At 65.5% G+C, this 6,000-nt stretch carries 6 protein-coding genes; 3 read left to right on the top strand and 3 right to left on the bottom strand.

The window, feature by feature from the left end:
- Positions 1 to 231: 231 nt before the first annotated feature.
- Both AB4Z51_RS38350 and AB4Z51_RS38355 read left to right on the top strand, forming a co-directional pair.
- Entirely contained in the window at positions 232 to 1,458 is a 1,227-nt protein-coding gene (locus AB4Z51_RS38350) for an MFS transporter (protein ID WP_244623319.1), read from the top strand.
- A gap of 101 nt (positions 1,459 to 1,559) precedes the next feature.
- A complete protein-coding gene (locus tag AB4Z51_RS38355) occupies positions 1,560 to 2,447 on the top strand; it encodes a dienelactone hydrolase family protein (RefSeq protein ID WP_441499201.1) in 888 nt (295 codons plus the stop codon).
- A gap of 58 nt (positions 2,448 to 2,505) precedes the next feature.
- Here AB4Z51_RS38355 and AB4Z51_RS38360 read toward each other — a convergent pair whose 3' ends face one another.
- Together AB4Z51_RS38360 and AB4Z51_RS38365 are read right to left on the bottom strand one after the other, a co-directional pair.
- Positions 2,506 to 3,774 (bottom strand): serine hydrolase domain-containing protein, encoded by a 1,269-nt coding sequence (locus AB4Z51_RS38360; RefSeq protein WP_441499202.1) that lies wholly within the window; start codon positions 3,772 to 3,774, stop codon positions 2,506 to 2,508.
- Between the two features lie 121 nt (positions 3,775 to 3,895).
- Positions 3,896 to 4,744 carry an NAD-dependent epimerase/dehydratase family protein gene (locus tag AB4Z51_RS38365; RefSeq protein ID WP_085405297.1) on the bottom strand — a complete coding sequence of 283 codons (849 nt, stop codon included), beginning with the start codon at positions 4,742 to 4,744 and terminating at the stop codon, positions 3,896 to 3,898.
- Between the two features lie 143 nt (positions 4,745 to 4,887).
- On the opposite strand from AB4Z51_RS38365, the gene AB4Z51_RS38370 reads away from it, so the two are divergent.
- Positions 4,888 to 5,643 carry an HAD family hydrolase gene (locus AB4Z51_RS38370; protein ID WP_085405296.1) on the top strand — a complete coding sequence of 252 codons (756 nt, stop codon included), beginning with the start codon at positions 4,888 to 4,890 and terminating at the stop codon, positions 5,641 to 5,643.
- 24 nt (positions 5,644 to 5,667) lie between these two features.
- Here the strand turns inward: AB4Z51_RS38370 and AB4Z51_RS38375 are convergent.
- The coding region (locus AB4Z51_RS38375) for a nuclear transport factor 2 family protein (protein ID WP_441499203.1) at positions 5,668 to 6,000 on the bottom strand (333 nt) is incomplete at its 5' end.

The raw sequence follows: 6,000 nt of genomic DNA on the forward strand, positions 1-6,000 counted from the left end.
TTGCGGCCTGGAGTTTCGAATACGCAAAAGGGCGCATCACCGGTAACGCTTGGCGGTGTGGCTGGCCGGGAGAGAACCCTCTCTTTCGGTTAATGGATGTTGCGACGCAATGCAGCCAGACGGTTAAGTCCGGCAAACGAGCGAATCCAGGGAGTCAAAGTGTCGTTGGGAATTGAGCAAGCGGCGCCGTTCAACGTCAAACGAGCAGCATTCGCAGCCACCATCGGCAACATGCTCGAATTCTACGACTTCATTACCTACAGCTTCTTCGCCATCCAGATCGGCCATACCTTCTTCCCGACCGGAAGCGAGTACGGCAGCCTGATGCTGTCGCTGGCGACGTTCGGGGCCGGCTTCGTGACGCGGCCGATCGGCGGGATCGTGCTCGGCATCTATTCCGACCGGATCGGCCGGCGGCCCGCCATGCTGCTGAGCTTTGCGTTGATGGGAGCTGCTATCCTGACCATCGCGCTCACGCCGTCCTATCGCATGATCGGCGTCGCCGCGCCCATCATCGTGATTGCGGCGCGCATGGTGCAGGGCTTCGCCCTCGGCGGCGAGGTCGGACCGACGACCGCCTATCTCCTCGAGATTGCGCCGCCCGAGCATCGGGCGCTGGTCGTGGCATGGCAGCCGGCGAGCCAGGAGATCGCGGCGACCGCCGGCGCGCTGGTCGGTGTCATCCTGAGCACGACCATGGCGCCGGAGATGCTGGACTCCTACGGCTGGCGGGTGGCGTTCCTGATCGGGGCCGTCTGCCTGCCGTTCGGGCTCTGGATGCGGCGGACACTGCCCGAGACGATTCCGCATGCCGATGCCGGTGTCGCAGCGAAAGAGCGCACGGGTCACCTCTCGCAGGTCCGGCGTCACCTCGGCATCATCGCGCTGGCCTTGATGATCCTGGCCAGCGGCACGATCTCGACCTATGTCACGCAATACATGACGACCTATGCGCAGAATACCCTGCACGTGTCGTCGACACTGGCTTTCGCCGTGTCGCTCGTCAGCAACGGCATTCAGTTCGTCGGTGCACTGGCCGGCGGATGGCTCGCCGATCGTCTCGGCCGCAAGCCGATCATGATCTGGCCTCAGCTCGCAACCCTCCTGCTCACCTATCCGACCTTCCTGTGGATCGTCCATGCACCGGGCGCGCTGTCGCTCCTGATCGGCTTCGGCGTGCTATCGATCATCGGCTCGCTGCCGTTCACGGCGTTCTATGCGACCTTCACCGAAGCGCTGCCCCAGAACATCCGCGGAGGCGTGTTCGCGACCGTCTACGCGGTGGCGATCGCGAGCTTCGGAGGTACGGCGCAGCTCGTGGTCACCTGGCTCCTCCACGTCACCGGCAATCCGCTGGCACCGGCCTGGTACCTCCTGCTTGCGGCGATCGTCGGACTTGTCGCAATGAGCCTGATGCCCGAAACGGCGCCGCTGAAAAGACGTCAGGGCTTGGCCTGAACGCGAACATGCTCGCAGGCTGGTGATTTGCGTTTCGCCGGCAATTATCGGCGAATGCGCCGCCTGAGGAATCAGGGCCAAGCATCAGGAAGGATCGACCGATGAGCTTCGAAACCACCATGACATCCGACGTCGTCGGGCTGACGAAAGTCGCCCCGGTCTCGCGCCGCGGATTCATGAGCGCCACCGCGGCCGTCGCTGCCGGCTACACGCTTGCGGCCGGTCCGGTCCGCGCCGAAATCATCACGACAGATACCGGCGGCCTCCAGGCTGGCGACGCCAGGATCAAGGTCGGGTCCGAAGAGATGCCGGCCTATTTCGCGCGCCCGGCCGGCAACACCAAGGCGCCGGTGATCATCGTGGCGATGGAGATTTTCGGCCTGCACGAATACATCAAGGACGTGACACGGCGCCTCGCCAAGCTCGGCGCATTCGCGGTCGCGCCCGACTATTACTTCCGCAAGGGTGTCGACCTCACCAAGGTCACCGACATCAAGGATCTGCTGCCGGTCGTTAATGCCAAGCCGGACGCCGAGCTGCTGTCCGATCTCGATGCGACGGTGGCGTGGGCGGGATCGCAAGGCGGCGACACCACGAAGCTCGGCATCATCGGCTTCTGCCGGGGTGGCCGCAATGTCTGGGAATACGCTGCCCCCAGTGGCACCCTCAAGGCCGGTGTCGCGTTCTACGGTGCGCCGGTCGATCCCGCCAATCCGGTGTGGCCGAAGAGTCCGCTTCAGCTCGCCCCCGAGATGAAGGCGCCGGTGCTCGGCCTCTATGGCGGCGCTGATACCGGCATTCCCGTGGCCCAGGTCGAGCAGTTCAAGGCGACGCTCGAGCAGGACAAGAAGATCGCCGAATTCAAGATCTATCCGCAGGCGCCGCACGGCTTCCATGCCGACTATCGCGGCAGCTATCGCAAGGATGCGGCGGAAGACGCCTGGAAGCAGGCCCAGGCCTGGTTCAAGAGGTACGGCGTGTTGAGCTGACGCCAGATTCGCAAAGGGCGGCCTGAGCGGCCGCCCTTTCTATTCCAGCGCGCCGGTCTTACTTCACCATCGCGCCATAGACGATGTCCTGCACCTGCTCGCGATAGTATTTCCTGAGCTCGCCCGGCGCCGCCGTTCCCACCACCACGACGAGACGCTCCTTGGGATCGCAGAAGAACTGCGTCCCGTAGGCGCCATTCCAGGTGAACTCGCCGGGATTGCCGGGGACCGACGACTGCCCTTCGCTGGTCCGGACCGCGACCGCGAGACCAAAGCCGAAGCCGGCGCGATGCGGCTCGATGTTGGCCACATTGTTCTTGATCTCGGGACCGAGGTGGTTGGTCGTCATGTGATGCACGGTCTTCGGGGAAAGAATGCGCTGGCCGTCGAGCTCGCCGCCGTTGAGCAGCATCTGGCCGAAGCGGATGTAATCGCCCATCGTCGCGAATGAGCAGGCGCCGCCGCAATCGAACTTGGTCGGGGTGTCCAGCAGCTTGATGGCTTGCGGCTTGCCGGTCAGCGGATCGTTGGCGAACGGGCGGGCGAGGCGAGGGCGCTGCGCGTCGGTCGGGTGGAAGGTCGCGTCCTTCATGCCGAGCGGCTGCCACACATTGGCGGCGAGATAGTCGCCGAGCCTCTGCTCGCTCACCTTCTCGACGACGGCGCCGAGCACGTCGATCGAAAAACCGTATTCGAACTCGGTCGAGGGCTGATGCGCCAGCGGCAGTTTTGTGATGCGGCCGATGAAGGCCTCAGTGTCGCCTTCCACCGCCGGCGCGACGCCATCGGGGTATTGCCGCGCTACCGGACTCGATGAGTCGGGGCGGCCGCCATACATCAATCCGGACGTATGCCGGTAGAGATCGTGGACGAAGATCGGGGACGCCTGCGGTTCGAGCTTGAGCGAGCCATCGGCCCCGGTCGCGCCGACCTTCATGTCGGCAAAGCCGGGATAGTAGTCGGACAGCTTGGCCTGGAGCGGCAACTGGCCTTTCTCCATCAGCGTCAGGCCGGCGACCGCCGCCATCGGCTTGGTCATCGAGGCCAGCGCGAAGATCGCGTCGACCGGCATCGGCGTGCCCYTGTCCGGATCGAGCATGCCGTAAGCCTTGTAGTGCACGAGCTTGCCGTCCCGCGCCACCGCGACGACGGCGCCGGGAACGCGCTTGGCGGCGATCTCGCGCGCGAAGAAGCTGTCGAGCCGCGCGAGACCCTGCTTCGAGAAACCGGCGTCATCAGGGTTGGCTTCGGGCAGTGGTGCGGCGCGCGCCGCACCGAACGTGATGACGGCAGCCGCCGCCGCGATCATGGCGATCGTCTTGTTCATTGCATCCTCCCAAGGCGAGCTCGTTCTGTGGTGGCTCGCCGAGCGGCTAGATCACGGCTGCGCCTGAGCGAAGTCAAGCGCGGGTGGGGCATGTCTGGGACGCGTCGGAGATAACCGGAACCTATCGCCCTTGCCCGGTGCGCCACAATGCATCCAGGCCATGCCGATAGGTCGGATGGGCAAGCGTGACACCGAGCTCGTGCTTCAGTTTCGCGTTGGAGACCCGGGCACTGCTGGCATAGAAGCTGCGGGCCATCGCCGACATCTTGGCCGTCTCGAACGGCTCTTCGGGCGGCGGCGCAAGGTCCATCAGCTTCGCCGCATAAGCGATCACATCCTGCGGCGGCGCCGGCTCGTCGTCGCAGACGTTCCAGGTGCCGCCGTCACTGTGCTTCACCGCGGCCATGATCGCGCTCGCGATGTCGTCGGCGTGGATGCGGTTGAAGACCTGTCCCGGCTTGACGATGCGCCGGGCCGTCCCCGCCCGCAGCGTCATCAGTGCGTTGCGGCCGGGCCCGTAGATGCCCGCAAGCCGCAGGATCGCGACGTCGCCGCGCGCCGCGGCGGTCCAGGCTTGCTCCGCCGCAACGCGCGTTCGCGTGCGGTCGAGGGTGGCCTGCGGCGGCGTGCTCTCGTCCACCCAGCGGCCTGCGTGATCGCCATAGACGCCGATGGTGGAGAGATAGACGATCTTCCGCCGCCGGCGCGCGAGCGCGTCGCCAAAGGCCGTAGCTGCCGGGTCGCCCGCGCTGCCGGGCGGGATCGATATGAGAAGGACATCGGCGTCGCGGACTCGCTCGACCACCTCGCGGGCCGGACTGCTGCCGGAAAAGGCATGCACCTCGATGCCGGCAAGGTCGTTTCGCTTCCCGGGATCGCGCACGGTGCCGGCGATATGCGAGAATGCGCCGCCGAATTGGCCGACGAAATGCCGGGCACTGTAGCCGAGGCCGAGGATGAAGAGCCGCATGCGCCTGCCGTGCTGGAGTTCCCGCTCGCGCGAGCTGCGCGCCGTTCGCTCATAAGGGATTTTTGGGTCCGGCAAAAGATATTGCAATTTTACTCGCCGGCCAGGGCAGGCGATGCTCGCTTGTCAGGAGGGAGGCCTCGGTCATGCAGGCAGAAGCGCCGGCCGCAGTGCCATGCGGTGCCGCGGAGTTGATCGGGCGCGCCGCCGCGCTGATCTTCGATGTCGACGGCACGCTGGCCGAAACCGAGGAGCTGCATCGGCAGGCCTTCAACCACGCCTTCGTTCGCCACGGTCTCGACTGGCAGTGGGACCGGGCCGTCTACAAGGAGCTGCTGCGTGTCACCGGCGGCAAGGAGCGCATGCGCGCCTTTCACGCGAGGCTGCAGGTCGCGCCGCCATTGCCGGATGCCGATATCGCAGCCCTCCACCGCAGCAAGACCGCGCATTACGCCGAGCTGATCGAAACCGGCTGCTGTCCCTTAAGGCCCGGCGTGGCGGATCTTCTCACTGCCGCGAAGGCCCGCGGCCAGCGGCTCGCGATCGCGACCACCACCTCGCACGGCAATATCGATGCGCTGCTGTCGCAAGCGCTGGGAACGCGCTGGGCGGCGGATTTTGATGCGGTCGTCGCCGGCGACGATGTCCGCCACAAGAAGCCGGCGCCGGATGTCTATCTGGAAACCCTGGCGCGGCTGAAGCTGGGCGCAGCCGACTGCGTCGCGATCGAGGATTCCCGCAACGGTCTGATCGCGGCCTCGCGGGCGAACATTCCGGTGCTCATCACCAGAAGCATGTTCTTTCGGGACGATGATTTCAGTGCGGCGCAGGTCGTGCTGGACGATTTGTCGGAATTCGGGGGCTCAAGACAAAAAACTGAAAAACAACCCCATGCACAGTAGTAAGCGCCGGCCGGCTCGCGGCGGTCAGTGGACGCGGTGGCTCGTTCTATCGTCTTCAGTCTGCTCGACAATCTGCGCGATTGGGCTCGACTGGTGGTGCACCAGCCGCCAGCCGTCGCCGACACGCCGAAAATGGTTGGCAGCGGCCAAAGCGGTGCCGTCGACGATCTCGATGCAGAGCACGCGCGCGCTGTCGCCGTCGACGATCGCCTGCGGTTCGGCGCAAACGATCTGCGGCCGCTCCGGATTTTGCAGGATGTCGCGCCAGCTGCCGATCACCGTGGCCCGGCCGATGATGGCCGGCCAGCCGGGATGGATGCAGGAAATGGCGTCGTCATCCGCCCACATCCGCTCCAT

This window comes from Bradyrhizobium sp. 2TAF36 (assembly GCF_052114925.1).
Classification (GTDB): domain Bacteria; phylum Pseudomonadota; class Alphaproteobacteria; order Rhizobiales; family Xanthobacteraceae; genus Bradyrhizobium; species Bradyrhizobium barranii.

Bases quoted from the DNA above. Each gene is read 5' to 3' on its own strand.
- AB4Z51_RS38350 (WP_244623319.1), top strand. From the start codon at position 232: ATGCTCGAATTCTACGACTTCATTACCTACAGCTTCTTCGCCATCCAG.
- AB4Z51_RS38355 (WP_441499201.1), top strand. From the start codon at position 1,560: ATGAGCTTCGAAACCACCATGACATCCGACGTCGTCGGGCTGACGAAA.
- AB4Z51_RS38365 (WP_085405297.1), bottom strand. From the start codon at position 4,744: ATGCGGCTCTTCATCCTCGGCCTCGGCTACAGTGCCCGGCATTTCGTC.
- AB4Z51_RS38370 (WP_085405296.1), top strand. From the start codon at position 4,888: ATGCAGGCAGAAGCGCCGGCCGCAGTGCCATGCGGTGCCGCGGAGTTG.